Source organism: Citromicrobium bathyomarinum, from assembly GCA_001306305.2.
GTDB classification, from domain to species: domain Bacteria; phylum Pseudomonadota; class Alphaproteobacteria; order Sphingomonadales; family Sphingomonadaceae; genus Alteriqipengyuania; species Alteriqipengyuania bathyomarina.
Window position 1 is genome coordinate 3,032,703 of record CP155577.1, and the last position, 22,360, is coordinate 3,055,062.

Here is a 22,360-nt window from a genome sequence, read left to right on the forward strand (position 1 = left end):
AGACGGCGGTCGGTTCACCAAAGGGGATCGCATCGCGCCCCATTGAGAACGGGCGAAGAACGAGTCAACGGCGATGCGGGCCTGCCGGTCGGGGCCAGCGCGAAGATGCGCCGCGCATTCGCAGGGGCGAAGTGATGGAACGCGATCCTGACCGCCTCTTCGTCGAATCCCTAGATCACGAGCCCGAGTTCGAGGACGAGTGGGATGACTGCGGCCTAATGCCGGATGGTCAGTGCTCGATGGCGGGCACCGAGTGGTGCGACTGGGATTGCGGGAGGCTCGGATGACACCGCGCGGCAACGCCAAGGTCATTCCGGCCGATCCAAAGGCGATCTTCCTGCCATACCAGGCAAAGTGGATCGCGGACGGATCGCGGCTGAAGCTGATCGAGAAGAGCCGCCAGATCGGGCTGTCCTGGGCGACCGCCTACGCCACCGTCTCGCGCACCGCGCTGGCGACCGCGCGGCTGGACGAGTGGGTCAGCAGCCGCGACGATATTCAGGCGCAGCTCTTTCTCGAGGACTGCAAGTTCTGGGCAGGCAACATGCAGATCGCCGCCGACGATCTGGGCGAGCAGATCCTCGACAATGATGCGCGCCAGACCTCCTACGTTCTGCGATTCGATAACGGGCACCGGATCAACTCGATGTCGTCCAACCCGAACGCCCAGGCCGGTAAGCGCGGCGGGCGTATCCTCGACGAGTTCGCGCTGCACCCGGACCCGCGCAAGCTGTGGGCGATCGCCTTTCCCGGTATCACCTGGGGCGGCGCGATGGAGATCATCTCGACCCACCGTGGCAGCCACAATTTCTTCAATCAGCTGGTCCGCGAGATCAAAGAAAAGGGCAATCCGAAGGGGATCAGCCTGCACACGGTCACCTTGCAGAATGCGCTCGACCAGGGCTTCCTGTTCAAGCTCCAGCAGGCGCTGCCGGAGGAAGACGAGCGGATCGCGATGGATGAGGCCGCCTATTTCGACTTCATCCGCAAGGGCGCAGCCGACGAAGAGAGCTTCCAGCAGGAGTTCATGTGCAAGCCGGCAGACGATGATGCGGCCTTCCTCGAATACGACAAGATCGGCGCGGCGGAATACGCCGAGGGCATCGCCTGGACGGTCACCGAAGGCGGCACGCTGTACGCCGGGATCGACATCGGGCGAAAGAAGGACCTCACCGTCCTGTGGGTGGTCGAGAAGCTGGGCGACGTGTTCTACACCCGCCACGTCGAAGCGCTGCGCAACATGCCCAAGGGCGAGCAGGAGAAGGTGCTGTGGCCTTGGGTCGAGCGGGTGCTCGCCAGTGGGGGCCGCGTGGCGCAGGATTACACCGGGCTCGGCATCGGCTGGGGCGACGATGCGCAGGCGCGGTTCGGCAAGTACCGCTATGAGAATGTCAGCTTCACCGCGCAGGCCAAGGAAGCGCTGGCCTACCCGGTGCGCGGGGCGATGGAGGACAAGCGGCTGCGCATTCCCTACGATCCGGCGATCCGCGCCGATCTGCGCAGCGTCACGAAGACCACCACCGCAGCGGGCAATATCCGCTTCACCGCCGAGCGCACGCCGGATGGCCACGCGGACCACTTCTGGGCGCTGGCGCTGGCGATCCACGCGGGCAGCGGCGAGACGGCTGCGCCGTGGCGTCCGGTCGCCGCGCCGATCGCGCAGCAGCGCGACACCCTCGATCTCGATGAAAACTGGATTCCGGCATGAAGCAAGGCACGCACAATCTCGGCAGGCATGACGACACGATCGTCTTTGCGCAGATCGACGAGACCGGGCGGGTGACGCTGGCCGATCCGGCCCGGCCCGACGCTCGCATCCGGCTGGCGCCTGCGCAGGTCCAAGCGTTGCGGGAGCTGCTGGCATGAAGTCGCTGACCAAGGGAATCGCCGCGGGCTTCGGGCGGATGCTCGATTCGGTGCGCGAGATGCGCCATCCGGGGCAGGCCACGCTGTTCGCCTCGCTGCTGCGCCGCACGCGGTTCGATTATGCGAGCGAGGTGGGAGACGGGCTGGACGCGAGCGTCGTCACCGCACCGGTTATGTGGTTGCAGCGTGCACTCACAGAAGCGACGCTGGCGATGCGCGAGATCAAGGCGGACGGCAGCCACGAGGATCTGCACGATCACGAGCTGCTGGAGCTGATGCGCAACCCGAACCCGTTCTACGGCGACATCGCGTTGTGGGGCGCGATCGCACTGTCCTTCCTGATCGATGGCAATGCCTACCTGATCAAGGTCAAGAACGCGGCGGGCAAGCCGGTGCAGCTGTGGTGGGTGCCGTGGTGGATGATCGAGCCGCACGCGCCGATCGACGGCGGCGACTTCATCCAGTTCTACCGCTACACGCCCGGCACCGGCGCGGGCGTGATGCTGCTGGACCCGGACGACGTGGTTCACTTCCGCGACGGCATCAACCCACGCAACATGAAGAAGGGCCTAAGTAAGCTCCAGGGCGTGCTGCGCGAGATCTTCAGCGACCTCGAAAGCAGCAACTTCATCGCCAGCCTGCTGCGCAATATGGGCGTGCCCGGCACGGTGATCAGCCCCAAGGGCGGCGCGATGCCGACGCCGGAGGATGTCAGCGCGACCAAGGCATGGTTTAGCCAGGCCTACGGCGGCGACAATCGCGGCAAGGTGCTGGTGATGGGCGGGCAGACCGAGGTGCAGAGCTTCGGCTTCAATCCCGAGCAGATGAACCTGAGCTACGGCTCCAACCGCGCCGAAGAGCGCGTCTGCGCGTGCCTGGGCATTCCGGCTGCCGTGGTCGGCTTCGGTGCGGGGCTGGAGCAGACGAAGGTCGGCGCGACGATGGAGGAGCTGCGCAAGCTCGCCTGGCACAACGGTGTGCTGCCGCTGGGTCGCCAGCTGGTCGACGAACTCCAGCGCAGCCTGCTGCCCGACTTCCAGCGGGCGCAATCGCAGCGCGGGCGCAGGATCGAGCTTTACTGGAACACGGACGACGTGCTCGCCCTGCAAGAGGACGAGGACAAGCAGAGCGCCCGCAAGCTGAAGGAATTTCAGGCCGGGGCGATCACGCTCCACGACTACCTCACCGAGACGGGCCGCCCGGCAGACGACAGCCATCGGCTCTACATGCGACCGATCAACTACGTGGTCGAGCCGGAAGACCGGCTTGGTCGCCTGCGCGAGCGCGAGCGGACGGCAGGCGAGCCAGCAGCTGCGCAGGCGGCACCGAAAGGCGCAAAGGCTCTGCCGCCCGCCCAGGTCAAGCATTCGGAGACGTGGCTGCCCGAGGGCGCGGGCACCGCGACCGAAGATGAGATCGCGCGTGGCGAGCGGTTCGTAACCCGGAATGAGGCGGCGTTTAGCGGCCTCTCAGCGGCGTTTGAGCAGGACCTTAAGCCCCTGTTCGAAGGCTGGGGAGACGAGGCCGCGCGGGTCGCGCTGCAAGTGCTTGAAGCGCGTGAGCTAGGCCCCAAGGCCGCGCGTCCTCCGCAAACCAAGGCCGCGAACGATCGGCTGGTGCAGGAGATCATCGACCTGCTCAACGTCGAGGCGTGGGATCGCCAGCTCTCCGCCAAGTACCAGGCCCAGTACGTCCAGATCGCGCGCGACGTTGCCGAGGCGATCGAGCAGTCAGGCTATGGCACGATGCTGCCCGATGCGCGGATGCTGGAGGTGATCGATGCAGGCGGCACCCGCGCCGGGCTGATCGACCTGGACGAACAGACCCGCGCCGCGCTGTTCAAGGCGCTGACCGAGGGCCGCGCGGAAGGCGAAGGCGTGAACGCGCTGGCCAACCGGATCGCCAACATGATCGAGGGCGGGCCGTTCAAGGATGCCGCCACGCGCGCCAAGGTGATCGCCCGGATCGAGACCAAGCACGCGCAGAATATCTCGACGCTGGAGAACGGCAGGTCGAACGGCTTCAGCCGCTTCATCGTTTACGACGGGCGGCTGGGGCCGGATCGATCGGAGCCCGCGCACATCGCGCGCAGCGGATCGATCGTCAGCTACGAAGACGCGATGACCATGACCATCAACATGCGGCCCAACTGCACGCTCAGCTTCGCGCCGCACGTAGAGTTTTAGCCATGCCCGATGCGATCAAACTGACCTGCCGCTGTTGCAAGCGATCGCGCGACTATGACCGCCGGGTCGATCCGAGCTTGCCGTCGAACGTGGCGGCGATCGAGACCGATCTCTGCGATCACTGCGACACCGGAGACTTCGGCTCGGAGACTTGGTTCGACGCGGCGGGCAAACAGATCGAGCAATCCAGACCTTAGGAGGACCCCCCGATGCAAACCAAGAGCCTGACCGTCACCGAGATGGGCGAGAGCGGCAAGGGCCTCGCCCTGATCGCAACCCTCTCCGAAGTGGATCACCACGGCGACACCTACGAAAAGGGTGCATTCGGCTGGAGCGGCGATCAGTGGTGCCCGCTGCTGACCGCGCACAATGCCTGGGGCATGCCGTTCGGCAAGGCGCGCGTGTTCGAGGACGGCGATGCCGCCTACGCTGAGCTGCACCTCAATCTGGACACGCAGACCGGCAAGGAATGGCATTCGGCGCTGAAGTTCGATCTGGCCAACGGCAAGTCGGTGCAGGAATGGAGTTACGGCTTCGACACGCTCGACTTCGACTACCGCAAACGCGGAGATGATGACGTGCGCGTGCTCAAGCGGCTCGACGTGGTCGAAGTCTCGACCGTGGTGCGCGGCGCTGGTCGCGGGACGCGCACGGTCGACATGAAGGGCCTCAAGGCGGCGATGAAGGATGGCGACTTCAGCACGATCACCCAGCAGCTGGGCGTGATGGCGGCGACGATCGATGCCGATCCGGCCAAGCTGAGCGCGACCGGGCTGAAGCAGCTGGGCGAGATCCACGCCAACCTGGGCACCGTCCTCGCGCTGGCCAATCGCGATCCGGAGGCCGAGGCGAAGGCGGCGGCGGAGATCGAGCGGATGGCGGGCAACGCCATCGCCCGCGATGCAATCCGGCGCGCCGAAGCCTTCATCGGCTGAGACGCCCTCAGAAGCCCCAGAACGGCTTCGAGGGTACGGACGCCCCGGAAAGTTCGCCGAGGCACCCCTTAACGCGCCTTAAATGGCTCTCAGCAGGGTTTTGGATTGGAGGCGTCCGTTGATGGTGCGCAGGTCAGCCGCAGGGATGCCGTTCGCCCCGGTACGCTTCGGCGAGCCCCTCCCGCAGCAGCGCCTGCCCGACATCGCCCTGCGCCGTTTCGATCCGCGCCAGCGTTCGCCCGAAACAGTCGTGGCCGTCGCGGCGGATGATCACCGCCTCGCCATCGAGCAGCGCGACCAGGCGAGCGCGTGCCAGTATCGCCCGGCGGCGTTCGTCCGGGTCGGTCGCGTCCAGCTCCGGCGCGTCGATCTCCAGCAGCCTGATCTTCTCCCGATCGATCCACACCGTATCGCCATCGTGGACGCAGGTTTCGCGCCGCGCTGGCGGCGGTGGGCAGACGGCGATCGCAAGGGCGGCGGCTGAAAGCAGGAGCGACATTTCCGCTGTTTCCGCGATCGGGTTTGCCAGATCAAGCCAATCGCTCTAGTCCGGATGCAACCCGCCACCTGCGCCGCGCCCCGGCCACAGGAACGCGTTCCGGGTCCCTCCACTTCGGCACCATCGGCAAAGCGGTCTTCGTAATTCATACGGAGACAACGCAATGGCCGGTATCAAGGATCTCTCGCTCAAGCAGGCGGAGGAAAAGCTCGCCACCATCCAGGACAACATGGGCACGGTGCTGAAGGAAGCATTGACCGACAATGGTCAGAAGGACTTCAGCAAGGTCACCTTCTTCGGCAGCGAAGTAAAAGGCTCGGTCGCGGTGGCCGAGAAGTTCCAGCAGCTCGACGCCGAAGCCAACGAGCTGGGCGAACACATCGACACGCTGCGCGGCGCGGAGAAGGCGGCGCAAAACTACGAAGCCCGCGAAAAGGGCATGCGCAACTTCCCGCTGCCCGGTGCCGGTGCAGATGGCCGCCCGGCCAATGTCGGCCAGTTCAAGTCGCTCGGCGCGCAGGCGGTTGAGACCAAGGCGTTCAAGCAGTGGCTCTCCGAAGGCTGCCCCGAGGGTATCTCGATGCAGTTCGAGAAGGCGCTGGCGTCCGACTTTATCGCGAGCGGCGCGCGTGGGCAGACGATCGGCAGCAAGGCGCTGATGTCGACCGCTGCGGGCTTCGCGCCGGAAAGCGTGCGGATGCCGGGCTTCGTCGAAATGCCGACCCGCCCGATCCAGCTGGTCGATATTCTTCCGCTCAACCGCACCGGCCAGACTTCCGTCAAGTACATGGAAGAAACCACCCGGACGCACGCGGCGGCGGAAACCGCCGAGGGCGCGGCGTTCAAGGAAGACGCTTTCGCCTTCACCGAACGCACCAGCGACGTGCGCAAGATCCCCACCAGCATCCCGGTGACCGACGAGCAGTTCGAAGACGTTCCGCTGATCGAGGGCTACATCAACAACCGCCTGCCCTTCAGCCTGCGCCAGCGCCTCGACTTCCAGGTCGGCATGGGCAACGGCGGCGCGCCCAACCTGCGCGGCATCTTCAACACGCCCGGCATTCTCACCCAAGCGATCGGCGCGGATGCTCCGGCAGACGCGTTCTTCAAGGCGATGACCAAGATCCGGGTCGAAGGCCGCGCGCTGCCGACGCACAACCTGATCCACCCCTACGACTGGCAGGACATCCGGCTGGAGCGCACGGCGGACGGGATATACATCTACGGTGCTCCGACCGAAGACCGCCCGGATCGCCTGTGGGGTCTGCCCGTCGTCCAGTACGAGCCGATGGGCCAAGGCAAGGGCCTGGTCGGCAGTTTCATGCCCGAATACATCGAGCTGGTCGAACGGCGCGGGATCGACATTCAGGTCGGCTACGTCAACGCGCAGTTCGCCGAGGGCAAGCGCACCGTGCGCGCCGACATGCGCGCCGCGCTGCCGGTCTATCGCCCGAGCGCCTTCTCCGAGGTCAACCTCACCGAATAGCCGCCTTCGGCGATCGGGCCGCGTCCGCCCGGTCGCCGTTCCAGTCGGGGCGGGTCGATGATCCCCGATCCGTCCCGGCTCTCGGTGAGGCCCGGCTTTCCTGCCCGGCGGCCAGGCCTCTCCCAGAGCTTCAGGAGACACTCACATGAAAATCGCAGGTTCGCAGGTTCGCATCCGCACGTTCGAGGCAGCGGCGATCGCGCTTGGCGGCGATGCCGACGTAGTCGCCGACACCGCGCTCGATGCTGCCGAGGACACCGAAGTGCTCGCCACCGCTTTCGACGGGCAGCCCGACGTAGCGCGCAACGTCACTGTGAAAGGCAACGATGCCAACGTCACGGGCGACGTTGTGGTCGAAGGCTTCGATCTGGACGGCGGCGCGATCACCGAGACGATCGCCCTCAACGGCGCAACGCTGGTCGCGGGCAATCGCGCCTTCGCTGAGATCACCGCAATCACCCTGCCGCCCTACGACACCGCCAACACCGAGCGGGTCCGGATTGGCCTGGGCGCGAAGATCGGCCTGCCGGTACGTCTGAACCGCGACACGGTGATCGCCGCCTTCCTCGACAATGTGCGCGAGGCCACGCGGCCCACGGTGGCGACCTCGCTCGCTACGCTCAGCGCCAACACGGTGACGCTCGACAGCGCGCTCGATGGCAGCGGCGTGCTGGTCGACTTCTACGAGACCCAGTGACGCCGCTGCTGCGCGCCGCCCTGTTCGCCTTGTCCAACCAGGAGACCACGAAAATGCCCAAGCACCAGATCGCCGCCCAGCGGCTTTACCTCACCGCCGACAGGCAGGCCCTCGTCCCGGCAGGCCACGATGAAGCGGCGATCCTCTACGCCAACGAGGGCACGATCATCCCCGAATCGGCGTGCGAGATGTTCGGCCTGAAGGACGGCCAGCTGCCCGGCGGCAAGAAGGCCAGCGCGAAGGGCGCAGCCAAGGCCGCGCCGCCGCCTCCGAACAAGGGCGCGCCGCCTCCGCCGAACAAGGCCGCACCGACGCCCCCGAACAAGGGCGCGCCGCCTTCGCCGAACAAGGCCGCGAAGGTGCCGGAGGACAAGGTGATCAAGCTGGGCGAAGGCAAGGCCGACGCCGCCGATGGAGGCACGGCGAAAGCGCCCGAGCTGACCGACATCGACGGGATCGGCCCGGCGACCGCCAAGGCCCTGATCGGGGCAGGCATCGCCGGGGTCGCGGGCCTTGCCGCCGTCGACCTCGCCAACCGGCCCGAGATCGAGGGGCTGGCCAGCACCTTCGACTGGGGCAGCTCGATCGCTGCCGCCAAGGCTCTGGTTGGCTCCACCGATGACGAAGCCGCCGCGACGGACGAAGAAGAATGACGACGCGGGTCACTGTCTCCACCGGCGATCATCGCGCCGCCGTGCTCGCCTTTCCACTGAAGGATGGCGAGCCGGTCGGCGGCGAGGCGTACAGCCAGCTCGGCGTGGTGGAGCCGCATTCGACCGGCGAGTTCGCCGCTCATTCCGGCCAGGACATTCTGGTGCGCGAGGAAGCGCTGCCCGAGGCGGCTGCCGAGGCTGACACCGCGCGCGAAGAGGAAGCGGCCTGATGTCGCTCCTCGATCGGGTCAAGGAACGCGCGGCAAGCGATCTGCCGGACGCCGAGCTGCAAGCGATGATCGATGCGATCACCGCCGAGCTTGACGGGCGTTTCGGCCCGATCGGGGAGACGACGGTCAAGATCGGCGATCCGGGTGAACCGGCATCGAGCGCGATGCGCCATCTGCGCCTGGTCAGGCCTGCCGACGCCGCGCAGCCGATCACAATCGTCGAACGCAATCCGGGCAACTCCGGGGCGGATGGCGATCGCACCACGCTGGACGCTGACGATTTCGAGCTGCTGCACGATGGCCGCACGCTGCTGCGTCTGACCAGCGGCCCGAACGGATCGCACTACTGGGCTCCGCTGGTCGAGGTGACCTACACGCCGCAGGCCAACGCCGCCGCGCGCGAGGAGGCGACGATCAAGCTGATCCAGCTCGACCTCTCCTATCGCGGCGGGCTGAAGAGCGAGAAGGCGGGCGATTATTCGTTCACCCTCTCGGGCGACATCGCCGCCGATCGCGAGGCGATCCTGAAGACGCTGGAAGACCGGCGCGGGATGGTGATGGCTTGATCGCGCTCTCGATCCTCTACCTGCTCGGTGCGGCAATTGTGCTCTTTCTTAGTGCTCCGTGGGATCACTATCAGGCGAGCACGTGGTCGGCGGCGATCGTCATTGCGATCATCTGGCCGTTGGCTGCGGTGCTGCTCCTCCTCGGGATGATTGTCGATCTCATACTCGGCCTTCGCAGGCGTCCGCGATGATCGCGCAGCGGCTCACCATGCGCGCCGCGATCGAGCGCGATCAGGCGACGGGCAAGGATGCCTGGGGCGGCAAGCCCGCACCGCAGTTCGAGACGCTGCACGAGGCGCTGCCGTGCTTCGCCTGGTCGAAGGCGAGCCGCGAGCTGGCGGACGGGGGTAAGACTGCGATGATCGAGGACGCGCGCGTGATGTTCGCGAAGGGCGCGGACGTTGCCGAGGGCGATGTCATCACCGCGATCAGCGACCGCAAAGGCACCGTCCTGATCCCCGGTCGGCTGAAGATCGAAGGCCCGCCGCAGTTCAAGCACACGCACATCGAAGCCGCGCTTCAGAGGATCGGGTGATGGTGATCCCTCCGGAGAAACACGACTGGCGTGGAGAGCAGATCAGAAGGCGGATGCATCGCGCTGCTCGCCGGGAAATGATCGGCTGCGCATGTGCGGCTTACGGTCTGCTTTTTGCCTTCGCTGGTTTCGCCTGGCTGCTCGGGAGCGTCTGGTGATGGCCGAGCAGTCCCTCAAATGGAACGGCGATGCGCTCAGCGCGAAGATGAAGCGCGCGCAGATCAGGGGCGTCAACGGCACGATGGCGCTGTGCGTCCAGGACGCGAAGGCGAACCATCCCTGGCAGAACCAGACCGGCGTGCTGGAAGGCAGCTACGATATTGCCGAGGGCGCGCATCCGGAAGGCACCGGGGTCGCGGGCACGTGGGGATCGCAGGGCGTCAAATACGCGCTGGCGCAGGAGCTGGGCGCGACGATCGTGCCGGTGAAGGCGAAGGCGCTGGCGATCCCGCAGCCCGATGGCAGCGTGCGCTTCGTCAAGCGGGTGGTGATCCCGCCGCGCCCCGCGCTGCGCCCGGCTGCCGATCGCAATTATCCCAAGCTGCCCGAGATGATCCGGCGCGCTTTCGACGCCGACGGGGAGGCCGCGCGATGAGCGAGCCGGCCGATCTGGAAGCGGGCCTGCTCGCCTACCTGCTCAACCAGGGCACCGTCACCGCAGAGGTGGCCGGGCGCGTCTTCGCGGGCGAGCTGCCTGCCGACGAGACCGCCGCCATGCCGCGCGGCGCGATCGTGCTGAAGGCGAGCGGCGGCGTCTCGCTCACCGCCGAGAGCGAGAACGACCACGACACCCAGCGGATCGACCTGTTCACCTTCGGCGCAACCCCGCGCGAGGCCGCGACGATCATGCGCACCGCCGCGCTCGCGCTGCGCCGCCTCAAGCGTGGGATCTACGGCGGCGTCCTGATCCACTGGGTCAACCCGGCGGGCGGCTCTGCCCAGGGCCGCGAGCCGGGCACCGAATGGCCGCGTCACTTCCAGTCTTTTCAGGCCCTGCACGGCCTCACCCAAGTCCAACCCTAGGAGACCTTCGCCATGACTCCCTTCGAAATCATCTGCGCCCCGCTGACGGTGTACATCGCCGATGTCGGCACCGCGTTCCCCACGCTGGACGAATCGCCCGGCGCGGGCTGGACGCTGCTGGGCACCAACGGAACCCGGTCCTACGAAGTCGGCGGGGTGACCGTCAGCCACTCGAAGACGTTCTCCAAGGTCCGCACAGACGGCGCCACCGGCCCGGTCAAGGCGAGCCTCGACGAAGAAGACCTGATGTTCCGGGTCAATATCCTCGATCTCAGCCTGGAGGCCTACAGCCACGTCCTCAACGGCAATCCGATCACCACCACGGCGGCGGGTTCGGGCTCGATGGGGTTCAAGAAGATCGGCCTTTCGCAGAGCGTGGGCCGCACGCGTGAATTCGCGCTGATCGCGCGGGGCCTGTCGCCCTACGACGAGGCGTTCCCGCTCCAGTACTGTGTGCCGCGCTGCTACGACAGCGGCAGCCCGGAACCGGTGTTCAAGAAGGGCGGGACCGGCGCTTCGCTGCGGCTGGAGATGACCGCGCTGGAAGACCTGAGCGAAGGCGTGAGCGAAGACGAACGCTTCGGCTACATCCTCGCTGGCAACGCCGCCGCGCTCGCCTGATCCACCCGACCTCTAGACCGGAGAGCCGATCATGGATCAGGCCAGCCCCGCGCCGCTGCTCGACCTCGACACGCTGACCACGCGCAATTTCATTGCGATCGACGGCCAGCGGTATTTCATCCGATCGCCCGACGAGCTGAGCGTGATCGAGAGCCACCGCTTCGTGCGCTGGGTCGATCGCGTGCAGGCGCTGCAAAAGGCGGACCCCGGCCAAGACGAGGAGGCGCAGGACACCCGCTCTGCCGAGCTGGCGGAGCTGGTCAATACGATCGTGCGGGGCGCGGTGATCGATCTGCCCGAAGAGGTCTTCGCCAAGCTGAGCGGCGCGCAGCGCTGGTCGGTGGTGGACGTTTTTACCGCGCTCCTGATGCGGCGGGCCGTCGCCGTGTCGGGAGCGATGCACAAGGCGGCGGGGACGTGGACTCCGGAGATGGAGAGCGCGCTCGGATCGATTGGGGCGAGCAGCTCCCCCGGCTGGTTCGGTTCTTTGGTGGCAGCCCTCTCGAATGGCTGGAAAGCACTCCGATCGGGCTGGTTCGCGCGTTCGTGACGATGATGCCGCGCCTCGACGCGCGTGAGCGCCTTGCGCGTGCCCAAGACGTGGCGCTGGGCAGCGGCACGCTCGACGAAGACGTGAAGCGCGATCTGCTGGAGGAGCTGACCAACGTCGCACGCGGCCCCCGCCGCGCCAAGGCGGCCACGCGGCGCGACATCGCTGGCGCGGGCATCGGCATCCGCGTGAGCCCTCCCAAGGCGGAGCCCGGCCCCGCCTCAAGCAGCGAAGCGGTAGGCGACGGAAATGTCTGAGAACCTCGGCGATGCCCTGCTGACGCTGCGCACGGACGATGCGCAGTTCAACTCTGGCGTCGACAAGGCAGAGGGCCGCGCGAAGAAGCTGGGCGGCCAGCTCGACCAGACGCGTGGGCAGGCCGACCGCCTTGGCAATGAGCTGACCGACACGGGGGCCAAAGCCTCCAAGATGGGAGACAGCTTCCAGCAGGGCGGCACGAAGGTGGTGGCATCGTCGGCTGCCCAGAAGGCCGGGATGCAGCAGCTCAGCTTCCAGATCGGCGACATTGCGACGATGTATTCGATGGGCGCGCGGCCCACTCAGATCTTCGCCTCGCAGATCGGGCAGGTCACGCAGGCGATCCAACTGGCGACCGGAGGGGCAAGCAAGTTCGCCGCGTTCCTTGGCGGGCCGTGGGGCATGGCGATCACGGCGGGCGTGATCGTCCTCGCGCCGTTCATCGGCAAGCTCTTCGAAGCCGAGAAGGCGATGGAGGCGGTCGAGTTCTCCAGCCACGCGATGGGCGATGCGCAGGGCATCCTGGGCAGCGTGATCGACCTGACCACCGGCAAGATCAAGGATCAGACCAGCGCGCTGTGGAGATTAGCCGAGGCGAAGGCTGCTGCGGGGCAAATGCAGGCTCGTGAAAACGTGCAGGAACTGCGCAAGACACTGAAGGACGCGGCGGAGCAAAAGGGCGGCATTATGACGGTCGCGGGCATTCCGGTGCCGAAGCTGGGCGCGCGTGGGATCGTGGGCCTTCAGCGCAGCTCCACGCCCACCGCGAAGATTGCCCAGGGCGTGCTGGATGGCACCCTCTCGCCCCAGGCGGCACGAAAGCAGCTACAGGCGCTGGAAGGGTCGGTCTCGGGTGACAAGTTGGGTCAGCTGCTTTCCACGATCACCAGCCTCGATCTCGAACAGGTCAATGTCGAAGTTTACGAGGACCTAGAGGCCGCCTTAAGCGGCGATAAGGACGCGCTTGAGGGCTTCCTAAACCGGCCCGACGCGAAGAAGACCCGCTCCCGCACCCCGCGCACGCCGAAGGGGCCGACCCTCGCCGAGCTGCAATCCCGATTTGAGGGCGAGGACGTACAGCTCCAGCGCGAGACCTTGCAGGCGAAGCTTCAGCTGGCGACTACCGCCGAAGAACGCGCGGACATCCAGGCGGAGCTGCTGACGCTGGAGCGTGACCAGCGGCTGGCCGAGATCGAGGCGAGCAAGCTCAGCGAGACGCAGAAGGAAGCGCTGCGCAAGCGGGTTGAGGAGCTGTTGGGCAAGGAAACGCCCGACGATCCGGACGGCACGATCGTGGTGGGCCAGAACACCGGCCTGCAAGGTCAGCTCGACCAGCGCGCCTACGCTGCGGAGATCGAGCGCGAGATCGCCGCGCTGGCGCAGGCCCGGTTCGAGGCAGAGACCGAGGCGCTTCAGGTGCAGCTGTCGCTGGCCGACACCGAGGCGGAGCGCAAGGCCATCGCGCTCAAGCTGCTGGAGGCGGATGAACGCTATCTGGAGCAGAAGCTTCAGCAGATCCTCGACAGCAAGGTGGCGGACGACAACGCGAAGGCCGTGGCGCAGATCGCGCTCGATGCCCAGCGCGCGACCGCAGCGGGCCGGCGCGAGGAAGTTGCCCGCGCCAACGGGACCACGGTCGATCGCTACCTGCGCGACCTCAACAAGACGCCCGAGCAGATCAACGAGGCGATCGACGGGATCGCGATCGGCGGGCTGGAGACGTTGAACGACGGGCTGGTCGACATGCTGATGAACGCCCGGTCGGTGGGCGATGCCTTCAAGTCGATGGGCGACCTCTTCCACTCGATGACCGAGCAGATCATCGCCGACCTTCTGCGGATCGCGATGCAGCAGATGATCGTCGCGCCGATCGCCAACTTCATCTTCGGCGCGGCGGGCGATGGTGGTGAGCGCAGTGGCGGCTTCCTGTCCAAGCTCCTGTCAGGCTTCGCAGGTCTGTTTGCGGATGGCGGGACGATCCCGACAGGGCAGTTCGGCATCGTCGGAGAAGCGGGGCCGGAGCTGGCCTTCGCCGCGCCGGGTGGCCTTGGCATCATGTCCAACTCCGACAGTCGCCGCGCGCTTGGCCGGGGCGGCGCGCAGCAGAACGGCGGCGACCAGTTCACCTTCAACATGCCGGTCGATGCGACGGGAGCGGATTCCGCGGCGATCGCGCGGCTCAATTCGCGGCTCGACCGGATGGAGCGTGATCTGCCCTCGACGATCGTCGGCACCGTGCGCGATGCGCAGGAGCGGCGTTTCCTCGCAGGAGGCGCGGCATGATCCTGCCTCTGCCCGAAACCCCCAGCGGGATCGCCCGCGTCAAGCTGGAGATCCAGCGGGTCGATTACGGCGCGCCGGAGGCGAGCGGACGGCAGGGCGGCGTGCAGGCCGGGTTCCCGGTGTGGGGCGTCAGGCTGGAACTCGACCGGATCGACCCGGTCAGCGCGGATCTGTGGAGCGCGTTCATTGATCGGCTGCGGGGGCGCATTCGCCGGTTCTATTGCGGCGACAGTGCGCGCCCGCGCCCGGTCGCCCACGCTTACGGCATGTTGAGCCTGGCGCGGGCGGGCGGCGGCGCGTTCGACGGTGCCGCGACCGGGTGGAGCCAGACGGTGGACGCGGACGGCGATGCCACGATCACGCTGAGCGGGTTGCCCGCAGGCTTCGTGCTGACGCCGCGCGACCTGATCGGCTTCAAGTGGGATGCGGATGGCGCGGCGGCGGGCACCTTCGAACGACGCACGGTAGCGCGCTGCGTTACCTCGGCCATCGCCGATGAAGGCGGCGAAGTGAGCGTCATCGCCGAGCCGCCGCTGGATACCGAGCTGGTCCCTGCCGGAGCGATCGCCCATTTCGACGATCCGCTGTGCGTGATGCAGCAGGTGCCAGAGGAGACCGACCTCGCTCCCGTGGGTGAGGCCGGGACGATGAGCAGCGGCACCATCGTCGGCATTCAGGACCTGCGGCCATGAAGTCGATCGCACCTGCCGCCCTGGCCGCGCTGGAGCGCGGCGATCCGATCGTCGTCGGCGCGGTCGAGATCGCGTCCGATCCGGTGCTGTGCGTGTGGGGCGGCTATCGCGAGATCACCTTCGACGGGCGCACCTTCGAGCCGCTACGCGATCGCACGCTGGTGCAGGTGGCGGGCGGCGCGCTGGGCGGGCAGGCGCAGTCGATCACGCTGGTGCTGTCGGGCATCGAGCCGGAAGTGCTGGAGCTGCTGGACGCGAGCGAAGTGGCCGGTGCGCCGGTCACCCTGTGGCGCACGATCTGGAATTCGAGCGGCACCCAGATGCTCGGCTACGATGTCTGGGGGCGCGGCCACCTCGACACGCTGCCGCGCGAGGAAGAGATCGGCGGTACCGCGAAGATCACCGCGACGATCGAGACCCCGGCGCGCAGCTCCGGACGGCGGGGCGCGCGGATGCGGTCGGATGCGGACCAGCGGCTGATCGATCCGAACGACGGCTTCTTCAAGAACGTCGCCTACGCGGGCGAGAAGAAGCTCTACTGGGGCGGTCGCCGGGCCGATCGCGCGGGCAGCGTGCTGGGTGGTGGTGGCAGGAGCGGCGGCGGCGGCGGTGGCAGGCTGGTGCAGCGATGACGATCAACCGCGACATCCCCGCGCTGATGCACTGGATCGCGGCGCACCGTTTCCAGCCCCACAGCTGGGGGCGAGGCGGCTGCTGTGTCAGCTACGCGCTGGGCGGCGTGCACGCACAGACCGGGATCGACCATCTGGCCGATCTACCGGGCTGGTCGACCCGAGCGGAAGCGTTGGCCGTTGCTCGCCAGCTGGGCGGGCTGACCGCAGCGCTGGATGCGCGGCTGGTGCCGATCGCGCCCGCACTGGCGCAGCGTGGCGACATTGCCGGGCTGGCCGATCGCGCGTTCGGCGTGCGGCTGATGATCGTCGAGGGCGAATTGCTCTCCGGCCCCGGCGAGCTGCGGCAGGAGCGGCTGCCGCGCAGCGCGATGGTGCGCGCTTGGTCGGCCCTGCCAGCAGGGGAGGCCGCCAGTGAGTAAGGTGATCCAGACGATCGTCGGAATCGGCCTCGCAGTGGCGGGTGCCATCACCGGCAACTGGTCGCTGATCCTGGCGGGCGTCTCGATGGTGGGCGGCGCGCTGCTGACACCGTCGTTCAAGGGCGGCGATCGCACGGCAGCCGCCGCGACCCTCCAGATCGGCGAGATCTACCGTGAAGCGATTGTGGGCCGGGTCGCCGTTGCCGGGAGCCTGGTCGACGCGTTCAACTTCGGCGGCGAATACGGCACGGATTGGGAAGTGCTGGTGATCGCCTTGGCTGATCATCGCTGTGACGGCCTGCCGGGCTTCTTCGTCGACGATAGCTACCGCACCTTCACCGGCGATGGGCCGGTGCCCGGTTTCAATGGACAGCTTGAGGTCTACTGGCGCGATGGCCGGTGGGATCAGGAGGTGCCGCAGATCCTGCTCGACCACGGACCGGGATGGACGGCGAATGATCGCGGTCGCGGCGTGGCCTACGTGGTGGTCGCCTACAAGGCCGACGATCAGGCCGACGAGGATGCTGCGGCAATCTTTCCCGGTGGCCGCCCGCGCTTCCGCTGGGTGGTGCGCGGGATGCGCTGCTACGACGCGCGCAAAGACGACACGGTGGGCGGCAGCGGCACCCACCGGCGCAATGATCCCTCCACCTGGACTTGGAGCGAGAACCCGATCGTCGCCCGCTATAACTGGGCGCGCGGGATCTACGCAGGCGACAAGGTGGACCAGCCCGAGATGCTGCTGGTCGGGCGCGGGCTCTCCGCGATCGAGGCACCGCCGCAGAACGTCTTCGCGCGCGCCAATATCTGCGACGAGCTGGTCGGCGGTGCGCCGCGCTATCGCATCGGCGCGTTGATCAGCGGTGGCGAGACGCACCTGTCGGTCGAAGAAGAGATCGCCGCCGCCTGCGCGGGCGTGATCATCCAGCCGCAGGGTGCGGTCGAGATTGATCCGGGTGCGGCGAAGGCTCCGGTGGCGCACTTCACCGATGCGGACATGGTGGTGGGGACCAAGCGCAGCTGGTCGGACATTCTCAGCCGGGGCGATGATGGCTGGGTGAACACCGTGGTTGCGACGTTCGTCGACCCCGCGCAGCGCTGGATCGAACGCTCTACCCCGCCCGCGCGCGTCCAGGCCGATCTGATCGCCGATGGTGGCCCGCGTGAGCAGCGTCTCAGATTGCCGATGGTGCCTTATTACGCGCAGGCCACGCGGGTGACCGAGATCGTGCGCCGTCTGGGCAGGCTGTTCGGTCGCGCGCAGGTCACCCTGCCGCCCCGGTTCGCCGCGATCGAGGAAGGCGACTGGGTGACGTGGCAGAGCGATCGCTATTTCGGCGGCGCGACGAAGACCTTCCGTGTGGATGCCTGGGGATCGGACGAAGGCTGGCGGCACCAGCTGACCCTGCGAGAGATCGATGCCAACGCCTTCGCCGATACCGCGACGCCGGAAGATACGGCGGTGGGCGTGCAGCAGCCATCGCCCGGCGATCTGCTCGCGCCCGGCGAGACCGCCTGGACGCTGGCGGGGATCGCAATCGAAGGCCCCGGAGGTTCGACTCCCGCGCTGCGCATCACCGGCGCGATCGACAGCTCCGCCGCCTCGCTGATCAGGGTGGATTATCGGGAGTTCGGCGAAACCGAGTGGAACAGTCACGGCGATTACAGCCGAGAGACCACCGCGCTGCTCATCTCCCCCGTCGCGGACCAGACGCAATACGAGGCCTCGATCCGCTACATCGTCGACGGCTTTCCAACACCGCGCCGCGTGCTTGGCCCGGTTACCAGCGGCACGCTGAGCGCCAATGTGGGCGGCTACGACGGCGCGACGATCGACGACATCCTCGGTCGGCTCAGCACACTGGAAGGGGCAGCCTGATGGGACCCGCCGAAATCATCACCGCGCCCTACACGATCTGGACTGCGCCCTACGGCACCGCTTTCCCCGCGCCTTCGCAGGCACCGGGCGCGGGCTGGCAGCTGCTCGGCAAGCGGGGTGCGCGCAGCTATTCCGAAGACGGCGTGGCGGTGCAGCACCAGCGCCAGTTCTCCACCACGCAACCCGCTGGCACGATGGGCGCGGGCTTCGGCTTCACCACGATGGGCGGCCTGCGCGTGAGGGCGCGCGTGCTGGACCTGACGCTGGAACAGTATGCCATCGCGATGGGCGGCAACGCCGTCACCCGCACGCGGCCCGATCTGGAGGCGGTCGGCATCCGCACGATCGGGCTGGTCCCGCGTATGCGCAACCCCGTGCCCTTTGCCGTGCTGGTGCGCGGCCCGTCGGCCTACGCTGAGGGGCAGCTCGCCCAGTACGAACTGCCGCGCTGCCTGGAAGATGGCGGCGGGGCGGAAGTCGTTTTTCGCAAGGGCAAGCCAGCCGGAATCGGGGTGACTTTCCTCGCCCTGCGCGACCCGGCTGCTCTGAGCGAAGAGACCGCCTTCGGGCAGCTGCGCGCAGCCTACCCGGTCCAGCTGATCGAGTTCGCAGGCACCATGCAGAGCGGCGTGCTCGGCATCGACGGTTCAACCCAATCCGGCACATTCGAGAAGGACTTCTGAGATGACCATCACCCTGAACGGTGACCCGATCAATGAGACCACGCGGCTCGAATTGCTCAGCGGGCTCGGCATCGCAGACGCTGCTGCCCAGGCTTCGCTGGCGCAAGAAGCGGCAGGCGTGGCGGCAGCTTGGTCCGAGGGCACCGAGCCCGGCGGTGCCGGAACGAAGAGCGCCAAGGAATGGGCCACTTCGATCGCCGAATTGGTGCGGCTCGACCCTGACGGCAACGCCTTCTCCATGGGGGCGGGCAATGACAACGTCACAGGCACGGACAACACCGCAAGCGCGCTGGAAGCCTCGCGCGACCTGATGGGCGGGATCGGCAATACCCGCTATGGCCGCGCCTCGGGGCGGGGAAACCCGGATGGCAGCTACAACCTAGAAATGGCCTTCGCCTCCGGCATACTGATCACCGGGGGCGATTACAGTGTGCGCCTAGGGGCGTATGCGCAGGGCGAATATGCTGGAGTCTCTTCGCGAGTAACCGTGACCGGTGCGTTCGCGCTGCGCTATTTCCGAGGAGATGAAGCGGTCGCCGATGGCTTCAATTGCGGCGGCAATCTCATCGATGGCGTGCGCTTCACCGGGGGTGGTACCGGCGCGGGCTCCAACGCGGTGAACAATGACGCGATCACCGTCTACGGCTGGGATGCCAACATCACCGATCAAGCGCGCGATGCGGGCTACAACAACATCATCGTGATCGGCGCGAGCGCGCGCGGTACGCGGGAAAATCAGGTCGCGCTGGGTGACAATCAGATCACCGAACTGCGCATGTTCGATATGGCCGCAATGCGCGGGCTACCGGCTGCGCGGACGTGGTTCGCCGCCAATGCGGGCAACCTCAACCCCGGTAATCTTGGCTGTCTGGGCGTCGGCGAAGGCGCACTCGGCCTTTCGACCGGCTCGACCAATATCCTCGCGCTCGGCGATCTGTGCCTTCCGAACCACGAAGGCTCTAACGGCGTCGTCGCGGGCGGCAATCGAGCGATGCAGGAAAGCATCGACATCAAGGATAGCGTCGTGTGGGGCGTGCTAGCCCTGAACAAGCGCACCACGGGCGTCGGCTTCACCATCATGGGCTACCGCTCGCAGGAGCACGGCGTTACCAGCAACAACGTGTCCGCCTTCGGCGACAGCGCGGCTTGGCAGTACCAGGGCGATGGCGGGGTCTTCGGCGGCTACGTGGTTGCCGAGCTGATGCAGACCGGTGATGGCGTGGTCATCCAGGGCCGCGCCGCCGCACGCCACCGCAAGAACGGCGAGCACGTCATCCTGATCGGCGAATGGGCGGGCGGCTTCCCCGATGCGCCTGGCGTCGACATCGAAGCCAACCTTGGTGCAGTCGAGGCTGGCGACCGGGTGCTGGGGATCGGTCAGCGCGCGGTCATGCAGGCTGTGGGCAGCGACATCGTGGCGCTGGGCGACCTTTCTGCCAGCGCAGTCACGCTGGGCACGAACAGCATCTTCATCGGCTCCGGTTCGGGCGCAGGCGCTGGCCAGAAGGCGGACGTGGTCAACGTCATCGTCATCGGCAAGGGAGTCGATGCCGCGAACGACAACGAGATCATCCTCGGCAGCGCGTCGAACGACAACTTCACCGTCTGCGGCGAGAGCTTCAGCAAGACGAGGCTGCAAGATCTGAACACGCTGGCGAGCAATGCGACCGAGCTGAACAGCCTCGCCGCGAACGCCAATGAGCTGAACGATCTGGCCGCAAATGCCGCCGACCTTCTCGCGCTGTTGGCGGCCTGATCCGATGGTCAACTGCATCATCATCAGCGCCGCGAGCTTCGGCCCCGGAACGACGGGCAGCAATTGCGTAGTCATCGGCGATTGCATGCTGCTCGATCGTGAAGACCTTGGCGATAACCTCTTTCACGTCGCCGGGGTGTGCTCGGTTCACGTGCGGTCCGAGCACTGGCGCGATGCCGTGCATGAGGCGCGCGAGGAAATCCCGTTTCACGGCGCGCCGGTCGCGCTGGAGCCGCTGTGCGAGATCGCCCAGGTGCCTGCCGACGATGTGCGCCGGGCGACGGTCGAAACGCTCCACCTCCTGCGCGCGAGGCCCTCGCGATGACTGACGACACCAAGCCTGCCTTTCCCACACCACGAGGAGAAGATGCGATGTACATCAACACCCTGATCATCGGCGACCAAGCCTGTCTCGACGTGATCGCAGGCAAGCACTGCGTTGTGATCGGTGAAGGTGCCAAAGCCGGTGAGACTGACCTCGGCAAGAACCTCTTTCATGTAGAAGGCGTGATCTCGACTGTGATCGATGCCGACGGCTGGGAAGATGCTGTGCGACAGGCCCGCAAGGAAGTGATGCGCACCGGCGACCCCGATGCGCTGGAGCCGCTGCTCGCCTTCACTAACGCCGAGGCTGACGATCTTCGGCAGGCATTTGCCGCAGCGCTCGAATACGTAGATCCGCGCGCCGCTCCGCTGCCGAAACCGTGGGAGCCGCCCGAGGCCCCCGATTTCGACGATCTCGAACCCACCCCCCTCTGAACCGAAACCTGAAAGGACGTTCCATCATGGCCAAGAATCCAAGCAAGAAGAAAGAGGACGCGCCGCTGCGGGTCGATCTCATGAAGCCCATGCTGGGTTTCGATGGGGAGGCCGTCGTCCGCGAAGAGGCGGCGGACGATCCGCGCGAAGACCCCGAAGAAGTCCCGGTCGATCTGCGCTGGCTGGTCAAGGTTGCGCTCAACCAGAAATCCCCGCCCGGTGAATCGAAGGGCAAGGCCCTGCGGCGTGTGGATCTGCTCGACCGGCTGCGCGGCACAAAGCCGGTCAGTCTGGACACCAAGGCGACCGGCCTGATCGAAGAGGCCGTATTGGCGCAGTGGAGCCCGCTGCTGGCCCACACCATTCGCAAAGAACTGAAGCTGGTGCCGCCTGCCGAAGAGCCCCTCAATGACGCTGTCGAAGTCCACCTAGACGCGCCGATCCTCGACACTAACGACAAGCCGCAGACGCGCAAGGTTCGCGGAGAGAGCGTCCCGGTGACCGTGCGCCACGCGATTCGCGTTGCGCTCAACAATCATTCCACCGGCTGGGGAGCCGTCGTCCTCGATCAGAGCGGTCGGCTGCGCGGGCCGGTGGCACGAGAAGAGATGATCCATCGCGGCGCGCTGATAAGCCTGCTGGGCGAAGATGGGCCGGTGCAGCTAGAAACCGACGACATCAAGCTGATCGAAGACTGCGTGCACCAGCACTCCGACATCGCAACGCTGGGTGCGGTGCGCCGCGCGATGCGCCCGGCGGCTAGCGAAAGTGGGGAAGAGGTCGCCGCAAAGGAGGCCTAAGGCCAGTCTAAGGGGCCGCTTAACTAGTGATTAGGTGGCCCCTCAACAGCGCGCTCCGGTACTCGACCGCCCGGTCCGCAGTGCTCCAGACAGTCTTGTCAAACGCTCCAGAAGGTTTTGACCGGCTACATTCCGGTCACTCCTGAACAATGCCCACCACCGGGCATGCATTCATATTTATGCCGCTCAATATGAACGCAAGGCGCATAGGGCCGTTCAGGATCGCATTTTTCGTGTCGCGCAATGTATCGCGCCCGCACGCACGTTGTAGCCGGTCAAAACCTTCTGGAGCGTTTGACAAGACTGTCTGGAGCACTGCGGGCCGGGCGGTCGGGTGCCGGAGCGCGCT

The 22,360-nt window shown here is 66.8% G+C and carries 29 protein-coding genes; 28 read left to right on the top strand and 1 reads right to left on the bottom strand.

The features are described 5' to 3' along the window. Positions 1 to 134 precede the first annotated feature (134 nt). Genes VO57_015200 through VO57_015225 form a run of 6 tightly spaced genes read left to right on the top strand, consistent with a single transcriptional unit; the run spans position 135 to position 4,987 of the window. Positions 135 to 287, top strand: a complete 153-nt coding sequence (locus VO57_015200) for a hypothetical protein (protein ID XBL69460.1) — start codon at positions 135 to 137, stop codon at positions 285 to 287. Beyond that, positions 284 to 1,708: a terminase family protein gene (locus VO57_015205; GenBank protein ID XBL69461.1), complete on the top strand. Its 1,425-nt coding sequence runs from the start codon at positions 284 to 286 to the stop codon at positions 1,706 to 1,708. Before VO57_015200 ends, VO57_015205 begins: the two co-directional genes overlap by 4 nt. After that, on the top strand, positions 1,705 to 1,866 hold the full coding sequence (locus VO57_015210; protein XBL69462.1) for a hypothetical protein: 162 nt from the start codon (positions 1,705 to 1,707) through the stop codon (positions 1,864 to 1,866). Before VO57_015205 ends, VO57_015210 begins: the two co-directional genes overlap by 4 nt. Further along, complete coding sequence (locus VO57_015215; protein XBL69463.1) at positions 1,863 to 4,052, top strand: phage portal protein; 2,190 nt, start codon at positions 1,863 to 1,865, stop codon at positions 4,050 to 4,052. Before VO57_015210 ends, VO57_015215 begins: the two co-directional genes overlap by 4 nt. Positions 4,053 to 4,054: 2 nt before the next feature. Further along, a complete protein-coding gene (locus VO57_015220; protein ID XBL69464.1) occupies positions 4,055 to 4,249 on the top strand; it encodes a hypothetical protein in 195 nt (64 codons plus the stop codon). Between the two features lie 12 nt (positions 4,250 to 4,261). After that, positions 4,262 to 4,987, top strand: coding sequence for an HK97 family phage prohead protease (locus VO57_015225; GenBank protein XBL69465.1), 726 nt, complete (start codon positions 4,262 to 4,264; stop codon positions 4,985 to 4,987). A gap of 133 nt (positions 4,988 to 5,120) precedes the next feature. Here VO57_015225 and VO57_015230 read toward each other — a convergent pair whose 3' ends face one another. Beyond that, positions 5,121 to 5,486: a thermonuclease family protein gene (locus VO57_015230; GenBank protein ID XBL69466.1), complete on the bottom strand. Its 366-nt coding sequence runs from the start codon at positions 5,484 to 5,486 to the stop codon at positions 5,121 to 5,123. Positions 5,487 to 5,649: 163 nt separating this feature from the next. Here VO57_015230 and VO57_015235 point away from each other — a divergent pair, with 163 nt between their 5' ends. The 22 genes from VO57_015235 (at position 5,650) to VO57_015340 (ending at position 22,011) form a co-directional block, all read left to right on the top strand. After that, a complete protein-coding gene (locus VO57_015235) occupies positions 5,650 to 6,972 on the top strand; it encodes a phage major capsid protein (protein ID XBL69467.1) in 1,323 nt (440 codons plus the stop codon). 145 nt (positions 6,973 to 7,117) lie between these two features. Beyond that, positions 7,118 to 7,669: a hypothetical protein gene (locus VO57_015240; protein XBL69468.1), complete on the top strand. Its 552-nt coding sequence runs from the start codon at positions 7,118 to 7,120 to the stop codon at positions 7,667 to 7,669. Then, positions 7,666 to 8,322 (top strand): helix-hairpin-helix domain-containing protein, encoded by a 657-nt coding sequence (locus tag VO57_015245; GenBank protein XBL69469.1) that lies wholly within the window; start codon positions 7,666 to 7,668, stop codon positions 8,320 to 8,322. The genes VO57_015240 and VO57_015245 overlap by 4 nt, the downstream gene beginning before the upstream one ends. Then, entirely contained in the window at positions 8,319 to 8,552 is a 234-nt protein-coding gene (locus tag VO57_015250) for a hypothetical protein (protein ID XBL69470.1), read from the top strand. The genes VO57_015245 and VO57_015250 overlap by 4 nt, the downstream gene beginning before the upstream one ends. Further along, positions 8,552 to 9,118 carry a hypothetical protein gene (locus VO57_015255; protein XBL69471.1) on the top strand — a complete coding sequence of 189 codons (567 nt, stop codon included), beginning with the start codon at positions 8,552 to 8,554 and terminating at the stop codon, positions 9,116 to 9,118. Before VO57_015250 ends, VO57_015255 begins: the two co-directional genes overlap by 1 nt. Further along, entirely contained in the window at positions 9,115 to 9,309 is a 195-nt protein-coding gene (locus VO57_015260; GenBank protein ID XBL69472.1) for a hypothetical protein, read from the top strand. Before VO57_015255 ends, VO57_015260 begins: the two co-directional genes overlap by 4 nt. Next, complete coding sequence (locus tag VO57_015265) at positions 9,306 to 9,653, top strand: hypothetical protein (protein XBL69473.1); 348 nt, start codon at positions 9,306 to 9,308, stop codon at positions 9,651 to 9,653. The genes VO57_015260 and VO57_015265 overlap by 4 nt, the downstream gene beginning before the upstream one ends. A 157-nt stretch (positions 9,654 to 9,810) precedes the next feature. Beyond that, complete coding sequence (locus VO57_015270) at positions 9,811 to 10,248, top strand: hypothetical protein (GenBank protein XBL69474.1); 438 nt, start codon at positions 9,811 to 9,813, stop codon at positions 10,246 to 10,248. Further along, entirely contained in the window at positions 10,245 to 10,676 is a 432-nt protein-coding gene (locus VO57_015275) for a DUF3168 domain-containing protein (protein ID XBL69475.1), read from the top strand. The genes VO57_015270 and VO57_015275 overlap by 4 nt, the downstream gene beginning before the upstream one ends. A gap of 12 nt (positions 10,677 to 10,688) precedes the next feature. Beyond that, positions 10,689 to 11,297, top strand: coding sequence for a hypothetical protein (locus VO57_015280; GenBank protein XBL69476.1), 609 nt, complete (start codon positions 10,689 to 10,691; stop codon positions 11,295 to 11,297). A 31-nt stretch (positions 11,298 to 11,328) separates the two neighbouring features. Then, complete coding sequence (locus tag VO57_015285) at positions 11,329 to 11,847, top strand: hypothetical protein (protein ID XBL69477.1); 519 nt, start codon at positions 11,329 to 11,331, stop codon at positions 11,845 to 11,847. Continuing rightward, a complete protein-coding gene (locus VO57_015290) occupies positions 11,844 to 12,104 on the top strand; it encodes a hypothetical protein (GenBank protein XBL69478.1) in 261 nt (86 codons plus the stop codon). Before VO57_015285 ends, VO57_015290 begins: the two co-directional genes overlap by 4 nt. Continuing rightward, positions 12,097 to 14,388, top strand: coding sequence for a phage tail length tape measure family protein (locus tag VO57_015295; GenBank protein ID XBL69479.1), 2,292 nt, complete (start codon positions 12,097 to 12,099; stop codon positions 14,386 to 14,388). Before VO57_015290 ends, VO57_015295 begins: the two co-directional genes overlap by 8 nt. Then, positions 14,385 to 15,080, top strand: coding sequence for a hypothetical protein (locus VO57_015300; GenBank protein ID XBL69480.1), 696 nt, complete (start codon positions 14,385 to 14,387; stop codon positions 15,078 to 15,080). Before VO57_015295 ends, VO57_015300 begins: the two co-directional genes overlap by 4 nt. Further along, positions 15,077 to 15,712, top strand: coding sequence for a hypothetical protein (locus VO57_015305; protein XBL69481.1), 636 nt, complete (start codon positions 15,077 to 15,079; stop codon positions 15,710 to 15,712). Before VO57_015300 ends, VO57_015305 begins: the two co-directional genes overlap by 4 nt. Continuing rightward, the gene (locus tag VO57_015310; GenBank protein ID XBL69482.1) at positions 15,709 to 16,134 is read left to right on the top strand and encodes a hypothetical protein; all 426 of its coding nucleotides are present in this window, start codon (positions 15,709 to 15,711) and stop codon (positions 16,132 to 16,134) included. Before VO57_015305 ends, VO57_015310 begins: the two co-directional genes overlap by 4 nt. Then, positions 16,127 to 18,013, top strand: coding sequence for a phage tail protein (locus VO57_015315; protein ID XBL69483.1), 1,887 nt, complete (start codon positions 16,127 to 16,129; stop codon positions 18,011 to 18,013). The genes VO57_015310 and VO57_015315 overlap by 8 nt, the downstream gene beginning before the upstream one ends. Continuing rightward, positions 18,013 to 18,696: a hypothetical protein gene (locus tag VO57_015320; protein XBL69484.1), complete on the top strand. Its 684-nt coding sequence runs from the start codon at positions 18,013 to 18,015 to the stop codon at positions 18,694 to 18,696. Before VO57_015315 ends, VO57_015320 begins: the two co-directional genes overlap by 1 nt. 1 nt (position 18,697) lies before the next feature. Next, positions 18,698 to 20,452, top strand: a complete 1,755-nt coding sequence (locus VO57_015325; GenBank protein ID XBL69485.1) for a hypothetical protein — start codon at positions 18,698 to 18,700, stop codon at positions 20,450 to 20,452. A 4-nt stretch (positions 20,453 to 20,456) separates the two neighbouring features. Further along, the gene (locus VO57_015330; protein ID XBL69486.1) at positions 20,457 to 20,777 is read left to right on the top strand and encodes a hypothetical protein; all 321 of its coding nucleotides are present in this window, start codon (positions 20,457 to 20,459) and stop codon (positions 20,775 to 20,777) included. After that, positions 20,774 to 21,211, top strand: coding sequence for a hypothetical protein (locus tag VO57_015335; protein XBL69487.1), 438 nt, complete (start codon positions 20,774 to 20,776; stop codon positions 21,209 to 21,211). Before VO57_015330 ends, VO57_015335 begins: the two co-directional genes overlap by 4 nt. Positions 21,212 to 21,237: 26 nt before the next feature. Next, positions 21,238 to 22,011 carry a hypothetical protein gene (locus VO57_015340; protein ID XBL69488.1) on the top strand — a complete coding sequence of 258 codons (774 nt, stop codon included), beginning with the start codon at positions 21,238 to 21,240 and terminating at the stop codon, positions 22,009 to 22,011. Positions 22,012 to 22,360 lie beyond the last annotated feature (349 nt).